The following is a 16356-nucleotide window of genomic DNA, read 5'->3' on the forward strand; positions in this document are numbered from 1 at the left end:
TAACATACAATAAGACCTGAACACATCATTCAGGTCTTAAATATTTGATATTCTAACTATTATTATTTTTTGATGACTCTGAAAGTTTTTGATTCACCATTTTCAGAAATCGTACTGACAAAATAAACACCTTTTGACAACCCCGAAACTTCAACTTTGTTATCCTGAAGGTTAGTTATTGTTTTCACAATCTGACCAGCAGGATTATAAATAATCACTTTGGAAATCGAATGATTTGAACTGATGTTAAGTATATCCGAAACCGGATTCGGGTAAACAGAAATATCACTTTTCTTTACATCTCCAACACTAAGATAAGGATTGGTAAAGCCTGAAACCTCGAAGACATAATTATAACCCGCATTTGACTCCCAGCTTTCTCCACCATCAAATGAAACAACAGAATCCAGATCATTACCGGCATTGGGCGTCACTTCCCAACGTTGATAATCTGTGAACGGAAACGGTGCTGCAATCACTTCTATAAAATACCTTCCCGGCAATAACTCAACAGGTTGATTCCAATTAAATTCCACATCTGCAGCCACAACGTCCAGCGGAAATCCTGCAACCGGGTGATACCCATAGAAATTCTCAGTGGTCGCCCCAACATTTTCAAATGTATGAAGAATCTCGCCTGGCAAATCATTTTCAGACTTACGGATATTGATTGTTGCATACTTGATATTCCCAAGTTGTAATGTGGAAATTTTGAATTTTGTAAAAATAAATTTCTGTCCTTCCGGAACTACAAAATCATCTGCCAACGATGTCCAGACCATATGAACGCCGCCCTCATGGGAATCTCCCGGATTACCTGTTGAGAAAGGTGTTCCTGTTGGCTGCTCTTCGCCTGTATCGTTACAGTTTCCAACAAGCTCGAAAACATGATCATAATAAGAGAACCCTCCAAACCAAGGATCACTGTCAAATTTTGTAAAATCGAAACGACCTAATTTTCTTGTAGTTTCTTTATTGATTTCCCAGAACACTGATGTTCCGTCTGCTAAAGCAGCTTTTAACTGGATATAATATTTTCCTTTTGGCAAATCAAAAGAAGTAGGAAAATCGATGCTGATTTTATAAACATCAACGTCTTCCACAGTCGAATTGTACTCTAAAACTTGAGATGTAGGAATCAGATTTGTGAAAGTGTGAATCACATCACCGGGCATTCCCTGGTTTTCTTTCAGGATATATACATTGACATAGCTCACAGGTGATGAACCTTTCATCACATTAAAAGACAATTGTTTCGCTGTCAAAATTTTTCCGGAAACAACGTCAAAATCTGTTGCTGCGCTATAATCAAAATTGCCACCCGTCGTGATATTCTCGCCATTAGAAGTCCGGTCTGAGATCACACTGTAATTGCAATCTGAACCTGTCTGACCAAATCCCAAAATTCCGGATAAAGCAAAAACCAAAAGTAAGTTTCTTTTCATTTTAATCTTCAAAATATTATTTGATGCTAAACTATGGCACAACATCGGCAAATCCAATTATAATACTTTTGAAATCCCTGATTTTTAAAACAGAAAAATCAAATCAAAATACTGGTTACCAATACATTAAAATTTAAAATATGCCTATTGCGAAGATTGGCTTTTAGAAGCTTCGCGAATAAAAACTGAGGGCGAAATGCCAGTAATATTTCGGAAAACGGTCGCAAAAGAACTGTGCGAAGTGAAACCGCTTTCTTCGGCGAGATAACTGATTTTGTAATTCTGATACTCTTTATGATTATAAATTTTCTGGCAGATATAGGCAATTCTCAGCTCATTAATGTAAGTGTTGAAATTCTTGCCTTTGTATTTATTAATCACTTCGGAAAGATAGCTCGTGTTGGTTTTCAACTGAAGCGCAAGGCTTGCAATAGTTAATTTTGAATTGGTAAATTTTTGCGATTCTTCAAACTTTTGGAGTTTCTCCAGCAAATCCTTTTCGACAGGATTAGGAATCTGAATCATTGATTCTTTTTGAATTTCCACAGTGGACTCCGGAAGATTGTCTTCGACTAGATTTTTATCAGATTCCAATTTTTCAATGATGTTTTCGAAAACTTTCCTTTCCTTTTTTCGTCGGTAAAGCAAAAAGATAATTGCTAAAGCCAGAATCAAAACGAAGATTGTCGCAATGATCACAACACTTTTCCTGGAACTGTCCGCATCGGAAATCGCTTCCTTATAATCTTTCTGTTCAGCATTAATAGCGGAAGAAATGGCCTTCATTTCACTTTCCTTAATCGCCCGGCTCAGCGTGATGTATTGTTCGTTATAAAACGAATATTGATTCTGGTCATTCAGCGCTTTGTAATCCTGAGAAAGATTATAATAAATGTCGGAAAGCAAACGCGTATCCAGATCATTCTTATGCTTAAGTACAATCTTCAAAGTATCAATTGCTCTTTGATAATCTTTCCTTTCCGCATAAACTTGTGACAAAGCGTTATAAATGAAATAATTAATTTCCCGGTTGTAATTACTCTTGATTAATAAAGCTTTATTCAGATAGATTTCTGCAGAATCATTTTTGAGATAGTAGTAAGAATTGCCGATATTATAGAGCGAACGCCTGTGATGATAAATCGTCTGGTCGTCAGGATTTTTCACCAGTTCAATTTCTTTAAGCGATTTTTTATAAAATTCACTGGCTTTTTGATAATTTTCTTCGTCAAACTCGATATTACCGATTTCCAGATAAGACAAGGTTTTCAGCAGTTTTTTCTTATCGCTTTCAGGTAACTTGTTGATTTGTTTTATGGCATTATCGAGATAGAATTTTGCTTTATCATTCAGATTCAATTGGACATATTGATGAGCGATTGAACCATTCATCCTGGCAATCAAAGCATAATCATCGGTTTTTTCTGCATATTCTTTAGCTTTGAAAAGTAATTCCGTCGATTTTTTAAGATCATTCTTTTTAAAATACGATATCGCTAAAGAAGCTAGCTCTTCACTTTTCTTAGTATTGTAATCAGTATCATCAGGCAAAATATTTTGTCCAAAAACAAGATTTACAATCAAAATACAACAGAAAAGCAGTCTGCCAGTCATAATTATTTATGAATTAATAAAACGAATTTACACCAAAAATTAAAAAAGCCGGTAAAAAACCGACTTTCAATTTTTATTTATATCAGGCTTTAGTTAGCCAAAACATTTCCTGTCATTTCTTCGGGAATATCAACACCCATTACTTTCAGAATAGTTGGTGCGACATCGCCTAATTTTCCCGGTGTCAGATTCCAGGTGTGGTCTTTATCCATCACAATGAAAGGAACAAGGTTTGTTGAATGCTGCGTGTTTGGACTTCCGTCCGGATTGATCATTACATCAGAGTTACCGTGATCTGCCAAAATGAAAACCGCATAGCCGTGCTCATAAGCCGTTGTTGCAACTTTCTGGATGCATTCGTCCACCACTTCTGCTGCTTTCACCGCCGCTGAGAAAACGCCGGTGTGACCAACCATATCTGTGTTTGCAAAGTTAAGACAGATAAAATCCGCAGATTCTTTCTCCAGTTCCGGGACAATGGTATTCGTGATGTCATAAGCAGACATTTCCGGTTTCAGATCGTAGGTCGGAACATCTTTCGGGCTTGGGCAAAGCAAACGTCTTTCCTGAACGAATTCTGCTTCGCGACCACCTGAGAAAAAGAACGTTACGTGTGGATATTTTTCCGTTTCAGCAATTCTGATTTGAGATTTACCAGCCGCTTCCAAAACTTCGCCCATTGTTTTCTGAAGAACATTTTCATCAAAAACAACTCTTACATTCTGGAATGTCTTATCGTAGTTTGTCAAAGTCACATAATATAGATCCAGCTTCTTCATTCCATATTCCGGGAAATCCTGCTGAGAAAGCACTTCTGTAATCTCGCGACCTCTGTCTGTACGGAAATTGAAACAAATGACAACATCGTGGTCTTCGATCTTCGCAATAGGGAAATGATTCTGAACTCCGACAATAGGTTTGATGAATTCATCCGTCACATCTTCGTTGTAAGACTCCTGAATCGCCTGAACAAAATCCTTGGTTTCTTTCCCAACGCCATTTACCAGAAGATCGTAGGCCAGCTTTACACGTTCCCAACGTTTGTCTCTGTCCATAGCATAATAACGGCCGATAACTGAAGCCAGTTTTCCTGTAGTGGACTTCATATGATTTAATAAATCTTCTATAAAACCTTTCCCTGACTTTGGATCACAGTCACGGCCATCTGTAAAAGCATGAACATAAACCTTGTCCGTAAATCCAAACTCGTGAGCTGCCGTCAGCAATCCTTTCAGGTGGTTGATATGAGAATGCACACCGCCATCAGAAACCAGACCGATGAAATGTACTTTTTTGTTGTTCGCTTTGGCATATTCAAAAGCTTGTTGAATTACAGGTTCTTTTCCAAGGCTTCCGTTTTCCACAGCCATATTCAGTTTTACAAGATTTTGGTAGACTACACGACCAGCACCCAAATTCATATGCCCTACTTCTGAGTTCCCCATTTGTCCGGCCGGCAATCCAACCGCTAATCCGCTCGCTTCAAGTGTTGTATTGGGAAAAGTTTTCAAGGCATAATCCATAAAAGGCGTTTTGGCCTGAGCAATGGCTGAAACTGCAGGATTTGGCCCGATTCCCCAGCCATCTAATATTGCAAGAATTGCTTTTTTTGACATTGTTGATTTTGTTTTGTTATTACAAATTTACGAAATGGAAAAGCATTGGTAAAATTTCTCAACTTATTTTTTGCAGATTGATAAATATGATTAACTTTAGAGCCCTTTTTTAAAAAATTAAAATGGACTTAAGAGATCAACTGAAAAACCTTTTCCCTGACCACGAAGAGCAGGATTTTGAAATGCCGAAAGAAGTGTTCAAACAGAAAGAACCTTTGGTCTGCAAATTCGAAAAGAAAGGCCGGAACGGAAAACCGGTAACTTTGATAGAAGGTTGGGAAGGCGATGATGAAGGATTGAAAGAGATTTCGAAAAAAATCAAAACAACACTTGGAATTGGTGGCTCGGAAAAAGACGGCATCATCATCATCCAGGGTGACAACCGTGACAAAATAATGAACATCCTAAAAGATATGGGATATAAGACCAAACGTGTCGGAGGATAAACAAAATGATGAATTATAGATTATAAATTTTAAATGATAAATGTTTCACTTAACCAAACACTCAGAAATTGTAATCTTTAATTTAAAATCTAAAATTTAAAATTATAATATAAATAATATGATTAACAAACTAGCAGCTTCTGAATTGGTTCTAAATGACGACGGAAGTGTTTACCACCTTAACCTTCTTCCGGAAGACCTTGCAGACAAAGTACTTCTTGTAGGCGATCCTGACAGAGTTCCGAAAGTTTCTAAATTCTTCGATACTATCGAAATTAAAAAGAACAAAAGAGAATTCTATACGCATACAGGAACTTTGCGTGGCGAGAGAATCACGGTAATGTCAACGGGAATCGGGACAGAAAACATTGATATCGTGATGAACGAATTGGATGCTTTGGTCAACATCGATTTGAAAGAAAAAGAATTCAAAAAAGAACATAAATCGCTGGAGCTTTTCCGTATGGGAACTTGCGGCAGTGTGAATCCTGATATTGAAGTGAATAATATGCTGGTAACAGAAAACGTAGTAGGTCTGGATGGACTGATGCACTTTTATCAGGATTACAATTTTGAGAATGAATTTAGTAAGAATTTCCTTGAAAAATTCCCTTACGAGAGAATCAAGCCAATGTTGTATTTCTCCAATTATGCAGAAGATATTGCAGATTATTATGCGGATGCTAAATATAAAGGCAACACAGCTACTTTCCCTGGATTCTATGCACCACAAGGCCGCCAGTTGAGACTGAAAGCTTTGGATGACCAATTCCTTGAAACATTGAATGACCTCGGTGTTTCCAACTTTGAAATGGAGACTTCGGCAATCTATGCGTTATCAAAACTACTAGGACACAAAGCAATCACTGTGAATTGTGTTATCGCCAACAGAAGACGTGGCGAATTTGCAAGCGACCATCACGCTTCTGAGAAAATGATGATAGAATGGGTACTTGACAGAATCATAAAATAACCATATCAGACTAATCAATGAAAAGCAATATTCAGATGAATATTGCTTTTTGTTTTACTCAGTCCTTACAAAACAACTTTCTATATGGTCATCTACGATTCCCGTTGCCTGCAGATGGGAATAAATAACAGTTGAGCCCAGAAACTTAAAACCTCTTTTCTTCAAATCCTTGCTGATGGCATCAGACAACTCTGTCGTTGCAGGCGCTTCTGTGTGAACCTTCCACGTATTTACAATCCGGTTTCCATCTGTGAATGTTGAAATATAATCATAAAAACTCCCGAATTCCTTCTGAAGTTCTATAAACTTTTGAGCATTGGAAATGGCCGCATTGATCTTCAATCGATTTCGAACGATTCCCGAGTCTTGCATTAATTCTTCGATTTTATATTCTCCGTATTTCGCAATTTTCTTATAATTGAAGTCATCAAATGCTTTCCTGAATGTTTCTCTTTTCCTCAGAATAGTAATCCAGCTTAAACCTGCCTGGAAACTCTCGAGAATCAGAAACTCAAACATTGTAGCATCATCCGTCACCAATCTCCCCCATTCTTCATCGTGATATTTTTGGTATAACTCGTCGGTTCCGCACCACGCACATCTGATTTTTTCCATTGCTTTTAATTTTGATGTCAATTTAGTAAACATTATAAATTCAAAACAAAAGATTAACGTTCATTAAGACTTTGCGGCATTCTAATTGAATAATTGAGTAACATCAAATCAAATTTTTCAATATTAACCCAAAAACAAAATATTATGAGTACGCACGACGAAAAATACAATGATGCAGAAAGAGCTGTTAACAAAACTGAAAATTCTTTAGAAAATGCAGCCGACACAGCTAAAAACAAAGTGAATGAATATGCAGACAGAGCGAGGAATTATATTGATGAACAAAAAAGAAAGAACGAAGAGCCGACGAGAGAAGGTTTCTTCGATAATCTAAAATCAAATCTTTCCGATGCTTGGGAAGATACCAAGGATTTTGCTGATAAAGCGTGGGAAACCACCAAAGACACAGCTTCTGATGCATGGGAAAAAACCAAAGATGCTGCAGAAGATGTAAAAGCTGAAGTAAGAAAAGCAACCAATTAGTTTTTAAGTTAGTAATAGTTTTTCACAACGAAAGGAGAAGATTTTTATAAGTCTTCTCCTTTTTATTTTATATTTGTCAATTATTATTACGTAATGAAAAAACGTCTTTTATTTGGTTTGTTTTTACTTGGATTTTTAGCAAATTCTCAAACATTCAATCAGGCTTACGCCGATGTCAGTAATCAGGTTTCCCAAACCAATATCAATACTTATCTGCAGGAATTTGAAGGCTTGGGTGTAAAAACCACGGGGTCTACCGCCAATAATAATGCTTATACCTGGCTCAGAAACAAATATATTTCTTTTGGTTACACCGATGCTGAAATCACAAAAGACACTTTCACTTACAACGGACAATCAACATCCAATATCATCGTTACAAAACAAGGAACCAAATATCCCAACACTTACGTTATTGTCTGCGGCCATTATGATACAATTACCGGAACCGGAACCAATGACAACGGAAGTGGTGTTTCTGTAATCCTGGAAGTTGCCAGACTTCTAAAAAATGTTTCAACGGATTATTCTATCAAATTCATCAATTTTTCCGGTGAAGAGCAAGGTTTACTAGGTTCCGCTCACTATGTTTCAAGTGTTGTGAATGCAACCAGTCCGAAAATGAGCATCCGGTTGGTTCTTAACATCGATGAAGTTGGTGGAGTGAAAGGAAAAACCAATGATATCATCACCTGCGAGAGAGACGAATCTAATAGTCCTAGTTCCAACAATTCGGCTTCCAATACTTTTACACAACAATTGATGAATTGCGTGACTTTGTATTCGCCGCTGAAAACCAATCTGAGTTACGCGTATGCTTCAGATTATATGCCTTTCCAGGCCAACGGAGAAATCATCACCGGCTTATTTGAGTATAATGAAACGTCTTACGCCCATACCGTTAATGATAAATACGTCAATCTGGATCCTGTTTATATCTACAACATAGCAAAAGCTACAACAGGAGCAGTTCAGCATTTTGCGGTTGCAGGTCAGACTTTGGATGTATGCACGCCCAGAGAAATCGCAATGAGCTTCAGATTCTACCCGAATCCGGCAAAAGATTATCTGCAATTGGAATTTCTAAACAGCAAAACCCAACGTTTCAGCTTTACCATTACAGATTTTGAAGGCAAAATCCTCAGCAAAACAGAAAATCAGACCAGAATTGACATTTCTACAATTCCGAAAGGGATTTATTTAGGAACATTTAAAGTAGAAGATCAGCAGATTACCAAGAAATTGATTGTAGATTAATTATCATTCAGCAATTATAAACATAGGGGCAATCCCCTCGCCCATGCATTTGCCACAGCTCGGGTCGCGCTATCCACTATTATCTTTTGTCTTGTTTTGCAAAACAAGACAAAAGGATAACCGTTACTATCGCTATTGCGGAGGCTTGAACCATTAGCGAAAAAATTCGGCAGAGAATTTGCTATGAAGTTTTCGAAATTTGAAAAATAATCAACCGTAATTAATTCGTTTTACGAAATCTAAAATCACTATATTTGCGCCTATGCAGAAAATCTTAATAGTAGAAGACGAAAAAGCAATATCCGGAGTTCTACACAGTATTTTATCAGACGAGCTTCCTGACTACCAATTCGAAATTGCCGAAGACGGTTTGGAAGGATTCAAATTCATAGAAAAAGATGATTTTTCTTTGGTGATTTCTGATATCAAAATGCCAAAAATTTCCGGAACCGAACTTCTGAAACAAAGCCTCCAGCTAAAACCGGAGACAACATTTGTGATGATTTCCGGTCACGCAGATATTGATACTGCCGTTAGCTGTCTGAAAGAAGGAGCTTACGATTTCATTTCCAAACCTATTGACATCAACAGGCTGATAACAAGTGTAAAAAACGCATTAGACAAAGGCAATCTGCAAAAAGCAAATTCTAACCTGAAGCAGGAAAATTCTCAGCTCAAGAAAAAAGTCAACAAAAAATATCAGATGATTGGGGAATCCACTGCGCTTAAAAGAATCCAGGAAATCATCGATAAAGTGGCGCCTTCTGACGCAAGAGTGATGATCACCGGACCAAATGGTGCTGGTAAAGAATTGGTAGCGCACGCGATTCATTCACAAAGCGAGCGTTCCAGAGGACCAATGGTTGAGGTGAATTGCGCCGCGATTCCGTCCGAACTGATTGAAAGCGAACTATTTGGACACGTAAAAGGTTCCTTCACGGGTGCCATCAAAGATAAATCCGGAAAATTTGAGCAAGCAAACGGCGGAACTATATTCCTTGATGAGATTGGAGATATGAGTTTAGTGGCTCAGGCTAAGGTATTAAGAGCTTTACAGGAAAACAAAGTTTCCCCTGTTGGAAGTGATAAGGAAATCAAAGTGGATGTACGGGTCATTGCAGCAACCAACAAAAATCTGGCTAAGGAAATTGAGCAGGGAAAATTCAGGGAAGATTTGTATCACAGGCTTTCTGTAATTGAAATCAACGTTCCGTCTTTGAACGACAGGAAAGAAGACATTCCTTTGTTAGTAGAATATTTCACGCAATTGATTGCGAACGAAAACGGAACTTCGGCAAAGAAATTTGATGAAAAATCTATCAAGGCTTTACAGCAATTTGACTGGACAGGAAACATCAGAGAACTTAGAAATGTAGTGGAAAGATTAATCATCTTAGGTGCAGATCCTGTAACTGCTGACGACGTAGCTAATTTTGTAAAGAAATGAGATTAAATAAATAAAAATATTTAACCGTCTCGTTCTTTTCAACGAGACGGTTTTTTTTGAATAAAAATGAAAGGTTTGCGATTATGACTTTTCTTTTAATAAAATTATATGAAATAAAATGAACTTTTTAAACAAACAATATACGCAGGAAGGTCTGAAGTTAGCACTTCCTGTAATGCTGACACAAGTTGGGCAAGTTTCTGTAAACCTGTTCGATAACATTATCGTTGGTAAACTTTTGGGCGCTCAGGCTTTGGCTTCTGTGTCTTTGGGAAATGCATTATTCTTTTCCATTTTCGTATTGGCGTTAGGATTTTCTTTCGCAATTCCGCCTTTGGTTTCGGAAGCTAATTCTCAAAAGAAACACGATGTGATTAATTCCGTTTTCAGACACGGATTTGTAATTAATCTGGGAATCGGAACATTACTGATGATTATTTTGTTATGCGGACTTCCATTGATTTATCATATGGATCAGCCGAAAGAAATTATCCCAAACACTATTAGTTTCCTTAGCATAATGGCATTTACGATGATCCCATTTATGATGTTCCAGACTTTGAGAGAAGTTTCGGAAGGTTTGTCGTTTACAATTGGAGTTACCAAAGCCACCATTATTGCAAACATAATTAATATCGTCCTGAACTATGTCTTCATAAAAGGGATGTTTGGATTACCGGCAATGGGCGTTCAGGGTTCTGCATTAGCAACCTTGATTGCCAGAATATTTATGGTGGTTTTCTTGTATTTTGTTTTGGTAAAAGAGCCCAAAACAAGACGTTACATTAAAGAATTCTCTCTGAAAATCAGTCTTTTCACAAAGGAGATGTTCAACAAAATGTTCAAGCTTGGCTTACCTACAGCTCTTCAAATGTTCTTTGAGGTAACCGCTTTTGCGGCGGCTGCTTTCATTTGTGGATTGATAAGCTCTACGGATATTGCTTCGCATCAAATTGCGTTGTCTATGGCTTCGTTTACATTCAACCTTTGTATTGGATTCAGTGTGGCTTCTACGGTTATGATTGGTAATAAAATGGGTGTTAAAGACTTTGACGGATTGAGAAGAATCGGGATTAATAATTTCAAATTAACCTTAATTTATATGGGCTTCTGTGGATTGATGTTTATTCTTTTCAGAAATGTTCTGCCCCACTTTTTCACAAAAGAAAGCGATGTTCTGGTCATCAACTTAGCTTCTAAACTGATGATTATTGCCGCACTTTTCCAATTATCAGACGGAATTCAGGTGACAGCTTTAGGTTGTCTCAGAGGGATTCAGGATGTGAAAATCCCGAGTGTCATTACCTTCTTAGCTTATTGGGTTTTCACAATTCCGGTTGGTTATTTTCTTTGTGTGACTTTGAAAATGGGAGCATTTGGAATGTGGATCGCCCTTGGTGTTGGTCTTACAATTTCAGCAGTTTTACTGGTAATTAGATTTTTGAGACTGAGCAAGAGGAAAGCTTTGGCTACAGCTAATTAATAATGAAAGAATTAACAATTAATTTAGCTGACTATTAAGCATTTTTGTCATTCCGTAGGAATCTCAGCAGTCTAGATTCCTACGGAATGACAAACTTTATGTAATAATTTTATTACATAAACCTATTTTAAATTTTTAAATTTGCAACACAAAATTTCGAAATGAATATTAAACAAAATATACAGTCAAAAATAACCGAAATCATCGCTCAGCTCTACGGAATCGAAGGCGTAACGCTAGAAGTCCAGAAAAATAAAACTGAGTTTGAAGGTGATTTCACTATCGTCATTTTTCCTTTGGTAAAACAGGCGAAAAAAAGTCCGGATGTTATCGGAAACGAATTGGGCGAAGAAGTAAAAAATCAAATTGATTTTGTTGAAAACTTCAACGTGGTAAAGGGTTTTCTTAATTTGAAAATCAAAGACCAATTATTCGCTGAACAATTATCTGAAATCAGTAATGATTTTGATAACATAACGCCGAAAAATCAAACGGTAATGGTGGAATATTCTTCGCCAAACACCAACAAACCGCTCCATTTGGGACACATCAGAAATAATCTTCTCGGTTTTTCTGTTGCCGAAATTCTGAAAGCGGACGGCTATAATGTTATCAAATCTCAAATCATCAACGACCGAGGAATCCACATCTGCAAATCTATGTTGGCTTGGGAAAAATTTGGAAACGGAGAAACGCCAGAATCTACAGGTTTGAAAGGCGATAAATTGGTCGGAAACTATTATGTGGAATTCGATAAATTGTATAAATCCGAAATCAAGGCAATGGTTGCTGACGGCATCGATGAAGAAACAGCGAAAAAACAAGCGCCATCTATCATCGAAGCTCAGGAAATGCTTTTGAAATGGGAACAAAACGACCCAGAAGTTCGCAAACTTTGGGAAATGATGAACGAATGGGTTTATGCAGGATTTAATCAAACTTACTCCAGATTGGGCGTTAATTTTGACCAGGTTCAGTATGAGAGCAATACTTATATTCTTGGAAAAGATTTGATTCAGAAAGGTTTGGAAGATGGGATTCTTTACAAAAAAGAGGACGGTTCTGTTTGGTGCGACTTGACAGACGAAGGACTTGACCAAAAACTGTTGCTGCGTTCTGACGGAACTTCGGTTTATATGACTCAGGATTTGGGAACAGCTGTGGAGCGTTTCAAAGATAATGATATTCAAAAACTGATTTATACGGTTGGAAATGAGCAGGATTATCACTTCCAGGTTCTTTTCAAAATTCTGAAAAAATTGGGTTACGAATGGGCTGACCAGCTTTTCCACTTATCTTACGGAATGGTAGAATTACCAGAAGGAAAAATGAAATCCCGTGAAGGAACAGTGGTTGACGCTGATGATTTGATTCAGGAAATGTACCAGACTGCGAAGGAAAAATCTCAGGAACTAGGCAAGTTGGAAAGTTTGAGTGATGAAGAAAAAGAGAAGTCTTATGAAACTGTTGGATTGGGTGCTTTGAAATATTTCATCCTGAAAGTGGATCCGAAGAAAAAAATGCTTTTCAATCCTGCAGAAAGTATTGATTTTAATGGAAATACAGGACCTTTTATTCAATATACTTATGCGAGAATTCAGTCGCTTTTGGCTAAGGCTGATTATTCTGCAAAAGATGATTTGGGGACATATCTTCCGAATGAAAACGAGAAGGATTTGATTATGCTTTTGTCCGAATCCAAAGATGTTGTGAGCAAAGCCGCAGATTCTCTAAGTCCAGCTTTAGTCGCTAATTACGTTTATGAATTGGTAAAAACTTACAACTCTTTTTATCAAAACAATCCAATCTTAAATCAGGATGATGAGCAAGCGAAACAGTTCCGTCTTCAGTTGTCTGAATTGACCGGAAAAACGATTAAGAAATCATTATCCATGTTAGGAATTAATGTCGTAAACAGAATGTAAATTGTGCTTAGAAATAAATAAAAACTCTGCTTTTTCGGTGGAGTTTTTTTTGTTTTTTTTGTAATTAATCAAATAAAAAAGCAACCAACTGAAATTCAATTGATTGCTATTTTACAATGTAGACCCACAGGGATTCGAACCCCAGATGACTGAACCAAAATCAGTAGTGTTACCGCTACACCATGGGTCTGTTCTTTTAAGTGGTGCAAATTTATAGCTTTTTTTTTAACTTCCAAACTTTTTCTGAAAAAAAATCAATAATTTTATAAAATAAATTTTCGCTCAACCTAATGTTAATCGACCTTTCCAAAGCATTACGCATTAACCCGGACTCATCTAATGAATTTGAAACCAAAGTTTTAGACTTTATAAAAGAATGGTTTTCGGAGTCCAAAACGGTAAAAGTTCAGAGTTCCGGTTCTACAGGTAAGCCTAAAGTGTTTGATATCGAAAAATCAAAAATGTTGAATTCTGCTGAGATGACTTGTGATTTTCTAGGTTTAAAGGAAGGAGATCTGGCACTACTCTGTCTTCCGATTGAATATATCTCAGGCAAAATGATGGTTGTAAGAAGCATTTCACAACAATTAAAACTAAAAATTGCTCAACCTTCTCTCAAACCTTTAGAAAATCTTAAAGAAGAAATTGATTTTTGTGCAATGACACCTTTGCAGGTTGAAAATTCTTTGGACAAAATTCACTGGATCAAAAATCTGATTATCGGTGGCGCCACAGTTTCAGAAACTTTAAAAACTAAAATCTATCAAACTCTTCAACGCTCCAATTCCCAAACACAAATCTTCGAGACCTATGGCATGAGTGAGACGCTTTCTCATATAGCTTTGAAAAAAATTTTTCCCAGTCAGGAAGATTGGTTTACGGTTTTTGACGGTGTTGATATTTCTTTAGACGAAAGAGGTTGCTTAAAAATATTTGCACCCCAACTGAATGCGGAAGTTTTGCAGACCAATGATTTGGTTGAGCTGAAAACCAAAAAACAATTCAGATTTTTGGGACGATTGGATAACGTAATTAATTCCGGGGGAGCAAAGATTTTTCCGGAGGAATTGGAAAGATTAGTCAAAAAAGAGATTCCAAATGAAGCTGTTTTTCTTGGAATTGAGGATGAAAAATTAGGACAGAAATTAGTTTTGGTGATTGAAGATAAAAGATACAAGATGCAAGGCTTAACAAATGATGATTTAAATCCCGAGTTACAAAATTTTAAGTCTCAAATCTCAAATCTTAAATTCGAAAAGTCATTTCATAAGCCAAAAGAGATTATTTTTGTTGAACAAATCCCAAGAACGCCGAACGGAAAGGTGAACCGTTCCGAACTCCGACAACTGGTGAAAGAAATGACACACGGTTTGCAATAGTGATAGTAGCAGTTATCCTTTTGCTTGCCTTGCAAGGCAAGCAAAAGATAATAGTGGATAGCGCGGTGACACAGATTAGGATTGGATTTGCAGTGGGAAATCTGTGGCAATTGCCCAAAATATATTAATAAACTACCTCGTCAAATTTTTCAAGAAAAATTTGCCACCCCTCCAAAGGAAGGGAATTTTGAAAAACTAAATGAAAGATTTTTCTACCGAGATCAGTTATAAAACTTCCCGCTCTTCCGGAGCTGGCGGACAAAACGTGAATAAAGTAGAAACAGCTGTGACAGGGATTTGGAATGTAATGGAAAGTCAGTTTTTTTCTTTTGATGAGAAAATGCGGATCTCGGAAAAGCTGAAAAACAGAATCAATTCCGAAGGGTTGCTGCAAATGACCTCGTCGGAAAGCCGAACACAATTACAGAACAAAAAAATTGTGACAGAGAAAATGTCGGAACTTGTGGAAAAATCACTCTTTGTTCCAAAAAAACGTATTGCTACAAAGCCTTCAAAAGGTCAAGTCCAGAAACGCATCGACAACAAAAAGAAGTTGTCCGAGAAAAAAGAAAATCGAAAATTCAGATTTTAAAGTCTGACAATTTTTCTATTTCCTGATTGATTTTCTCACTGTACTCCAATTGCTTCTCACGAATTCTCCCGTGATTGGTAACCGTTTCATAATCCTGCTGAAAATCTTTATAAGCCTCATAAACATTAGTATAATGCTTTTGAAGTGTCTTTGCGTCGAGTATTTTGTCGCTGATTAATTTCCTGAATCTTCTCGCAAACAGTTCGGCAATGTCAAAGTGACTTTGTTCGTGCATCAAAACCAAATCCGTTTTGTGGTCACTGTGCGCCCACGATTTTGAAGGCACAAAAAAAGATTCGATCTTAACTTCTTTGGAACTGAATTTTTTGGTTGGGCTATTCAACAAATAAGAGATTCCACAAAAGGTTGTAGCAGCAGCTTTGGAAGTGTTCGGCTGGTTTTTTGACTGAAAATCTTCCCAGACCAGCTTTCGGTTTTCACTCCAAAAAATCTTGTCCTGAGCTTTCGTCAGTCCAATAACAAACATAAGAATAGCTGCTAAAAATATTCGTAACATATCTGTTAGATGTTTTTTTTCAATTAATGTTAATTTATTTCCACAAAAAATGTATTTTTACCTCCCTCATTTTAAAAAATGGAAAAAGAGATAAAAATCAACTTTGAAGTGATCCCGAGTTACGAAAAACTCAATGATATAGAAAAAATACTTTTTGACAAAGCTAAAACCATCCGCGAGCAGGCTTATGCACCTTATTCCAATTTCCTGGTCGGCTGTGCGGTTCTGCTGGAAAATGGCGAAATCATCACAGGGAGCAATCAGGAAAATGCCGCGTATCCATCCGGACTTTGTGCGGAAAGAACCACAATTTTTTGGACTTCGGCCAATTATCCTGACGTGAAAATCAAAAAACTTTTTGTTATTGGTGCACCAAAAGATGCGTTAACTTCTACTCCAATTCCGCCTTGTGGTGCTTGCAGGCAATCAATTCTGGAATATGAGTCCAAACAAAAAGAGGAAATCGAAATCTACTTTGCATCGCTTGACGGGGAAATACTGAAAACAAAATCCATTCGGGATCTGTTGCCGTTTTCTTTTGATGCAAGTTTTTTATAATTTTTC

15 protein-coding genes and 1 tRNA gene are annotated in these 16356 nt (G+C 37.1%); 10 read left to right on the forward strand and 6 right to left on the reverse strand.

Going from position 1 to position 16356, the window contains the following annotated elements; all coding sequences use genetic code 11:
* Nucleotides 1-62: 62 nt before the first annotated feature.
* The 3 genes from AC5P2S_RS12770 to gpmI form a co-directional block, all read right to left on the reverse strand.
* Nucleotides 63-1445, reverse strand: coding sequence for a T9SS type A sorting domain-containing protein (locus AC5P2S_RS12770; protein WP_494555121.1), 1383 nt, complete (start codon nt 1443-1445; stop codon nt 63-65).
* A gap of 144 nt (nt 1446-1589) precedes the next feature.
* Complete coding sequence (locus AC5P2S_RS12775) at nt 1590-3059, reverse strand: helix-turn-helix domain-containing protein (protein WP_494555122.1); 1470 nt, start codon at nt 3057-3059, stop codon at nt 1590-1592.
* 89 nt (nt 3060-3148) lie between these two features.
* Nucleotides 3149-4675, reverse strand: coding sequence for a 2,3-bisphosphoglycerate-independent phosphoglycerate mutase (gene gpmI, locus AC5P2S_RS12780; RefSeq protein ID WP_494555123.1), 1527 nt, complete (start codon nt 4673-4675; stop codon nt 3149-3151).
* Between the two features lie 122 nt (nt 4676-4797).
* Between gpmI and AC5P2S_RS12785 the strand changes: the two genes are divergently transcribed.
* The gene (locus AC5P2S_RS12785) at nt 4798-5121 is read left to right on the forward strand and encodes a translation initiation factor (RefSeq protein WP_283416684.1); all 324 of its coding nucleotides are present in this window, start codon (nt 4798-4800) and stop codon (nt 5119-5121) included.
* A gap of 118 nt (nt 5122-5239) precedes the next feature.
* Nucleotides 5240-6094: a nucleoside phosphorylase gene (locus tag AC5P2S_RS12790; protein ID WP_120214643.1), complete on the forward strand. Its 855-nt coding sequence runs from the start codon at nt 5240-5242 to the stop codon at nt 6092-6094.
* A 54-nt stretch (nt 6095-6148) separates the two neighbouring features.
* Here AC5P2S_RS12790 and AC5P2S_RS12795 read toward each other — a convergent pair whose 3' ends face one another.
* Nucleotides 6149-6709, reverse strand: a complete 561-nt coding sequence (locus AC5P2S_RS12795) for a DNA-3-methyladenine glycosylase I (protein ID WP_494555124.1) — start codon at nt 6707-6709, stop codon at nt 6149-6151.
* A 144-nt stretch (nt 6710-6853) separates the two neighbouring features.
* Here AC5P2S_RS12795 and AC5P2S_RS12800 point away from each other — a divergent pair, with 144 nt between their 5' ends.
* The 5 genes from AC5P2S_RS12800 to argS all read left to right on the forward strand — a co-directional run bounded on the left by AC5P2S_RS12800 (nt 6854) and on the right by argS (nt 13304).
* On the forward strand, nt 6854-7192 hold the full coding sequence (locus AC5P2S_RS12800; RefSeq protein ID WP_283416682.1) for a hypothetical protein: 339 nt from the start codon (nt 6854-6856) through the stop codon (nt 7190-7192).
* Between the two features lie 93 nt (nt 7193-7285).
* Nucleotides 7286-8449 (forward strand): M28 family peptidase, encoded by a 1164-nt coding sequence (locus AC5P2S_RS12805; protein ID WP_494555125.1) that lies wholly within the window; start codon nt 7286-7288, stop codon nt 8447-8449.
* 262 nt (nt 8450-8711) lie between these two features.
* Nucleotides 8712-9896, forward strand: coding sequence for a sigma-54-dependent transcriptional regulator (locus AC5P2S_RS12810; RefSeq protein ID WP_283416680.1), 1185 nt, complete (start codon nt 8712-8714; stop codon nt 9894-9896).
* A 118-nt stretch (nt 9897-10014) separates the two neighbouring features.
* The gene (locus AC5P2S_RS12815) at nt 10015-11379 is read left to right on the forward strand and encodes an MATE family efflux transporter (RefSeq protein WP_494555126.1); all 1365 of its coding nucleotides are present in this window, start codon (nt 10015-10017) and stop codon (nt 11377-11379) included.
* Nucleotides 11380-11540: 161 nt separating this feature from the next.
* Complete coding sequence (gene argS / locus AC5P2S_RS12820; RefSeq protein WP_494555127.1) at nt 11541-13304, forward strand: arginine--tRNA ligase; 1764 nt, start codon at nt 11541-11543, stop codon at nt 13302-13304.
* A gap of 119 nt (nt 13305-13423) precedes the next feature.
* On the opposite strand, the gene AC5P2S_RS12825 is transcribed toward argS, so the two are convergent.
* A tRNA-Gln gene (locus tag AC5P2S_RS12825) sits at nt 13424-13494 on the reverse strand.
* A 100-nt stretch (nt 13495-13594) separates the two neighbouring features.
* Between AC5P2S_RS12825 and AC5P2S_RS12830 the strand changes: the two genes are divergently transcribed.
* On the forward strand, nt 13595-14683 hold the full coding sequence (locus tag AC5P2S_RS12830) for an AMP-binding protein (protein WP_494555128.1): 1089 nt from the start codon (nt 13595-13597) through the stop codon (nt 14681-14683).
* 199 nt (nt 14684-14882) lie between these two features.
* Nucleotides 14883-15275, forward strand: coding sequence for an alternative ribosome rescue aminoacyl-tRNA hydrolase ArfB (gene arfB, locus AC5P2S_RS12835; RefSeq protein WP_494555129.1), 393 nt, complete (start codon nt 14883-14885; stop codon nt 15273-15275).
* Here the strand turns inward: arfB and AC5P2S_RS12840 are convergent.
* A complete protein-coding gene (locus tag AC5P2S_RS12840) occupies nt 15265-15792 on the reverse strand; it encodes a hypothetical protein (RefSeq protein ID WP_494555130.1) in 528 nt (175 codons plus the stop codon). The genes arfB and AC5P2S_RS12840 overlap by 11 nt on opposite strands.
* A 78-nt stretch (nt 15793-15870) precedes the next feature.
* Between AC5P2S_RS12840 and cdd the strand changes: the two genes are divergently transcribed.
* On the forward strand, nt 15871-16350 hold the full coding sequence (cdd, locus tag AC5P2S_RS12845) for a cytidine deaminase (protein WP_283416674.1): 480 nt from the start codon (nt 15871-15873) through the stop codon (nt 16348-16350).
* The last annotated feature ends 6 nt before the right edge of the window (nt 16351-16356 follow it).

Source organism: Epilithonimonas sp. 33E, assembly GCF_059372615.1.

Coding starts and splice junctions, on each gene's coding strand:
- AC5P2S_RS12795 (WP_494555124.1), bottom strand. CDS start 6,709: ATGGAAAAAATCAGATGTGCGTGGTGCGGAACCGACGAGTTATACCAA.
- AC5P2S_RS12775 (WP_494555122.1), bottom strand. CDS start 3,059: ATGACTGGCAGACTGCTTTTCTGTTGTATTTTGATTGTAAATCTTGTT.
- arfB (WP_494555129.1), top strand. CDS start 14,883: ATGAAAGATTTTTCTACCGAGATCAGTTATAAAACTTCCCGCTCTTCC.
- AC5P2S_RS12785 (WP_283416684.1), top strand. CDS start 4,798: ATGGACTTAAGAGATCAACTGAAAAACCTTTTCCCTGACCACGAAGAG.
- AC5P2S_RS12840 (WP_494555130.1), bottom strand. CDS start 15,792: ATGTTACGAATATTTTTAGCAGCTATTCTTATGTTTGTTATTGGACTG.
- cdd (WP_283416674.1), top strand. CDS start 15,871: ATGGAAAAAGAGATAAAAATCAACTTTGAAGTGATCCCGAGTTACGAA.
- argS (WP_494555127.1), top strand. CDS start 11,541: ATGAATATTAAACAAAATATACAGTCAAAAATAACCGAAATCATCGCT.
- AC5P2S_RS12790 (WP_120214643.1), top strand. CDS start 5,240: ATGATTAACAAACTAGCAGCTTCTGAATTGGTTCTAAATGACGACGGA.
- gpmI (WP_494555123.1), bottom strand. CDS start 4,675: ATGTCAAAAAAAGCAATTCTTGCAATATTAGATGGCTGGGGAATCGGG.
- AC5P2S_RS12800 (WP_283416682.1), top strand. CDS start 6,854: ATGAGTACGCACGACGAAAAATACAATGATGCAGAAAGAGCTGTTAAC.
- AC5P2S_RS12805 (WP_494555125.1), top strand. CDS start 7,286: ATGAAAAAACGTCTTTTATTTGGTTTGTTTTTACTTGGATTTTTAGCA.
- AC5P2S_RS12810 (WP_283416680.1), top strand. CDS start 8,712: ATGCAGAAAATCTTAATAGTAGAAGACGAAAAAGCAATATCCGGAGTT.
- AC5P2S_RS12830 (WP_494555128.1), top strand. CDS start 13,595: ATGTTAATCGACCTTTCCAAAGCATTACGCATTAACCCGGACTCATCT.
- AC5P2S_RS12770 (WP_494555121.1), bottom strand. CDS start 1,445: ATGAAAAGAAACTTACTTTTGGTTTTTGCTTTATCCGGAATTTTGGGA.
- AC5P2S_RS12815 (WP_494555126.1), top strand. CDS start 10,015: ATGAACTTTTTAAACAAACAATATACGCAGGAAGGTCTGAAGTTAGCA.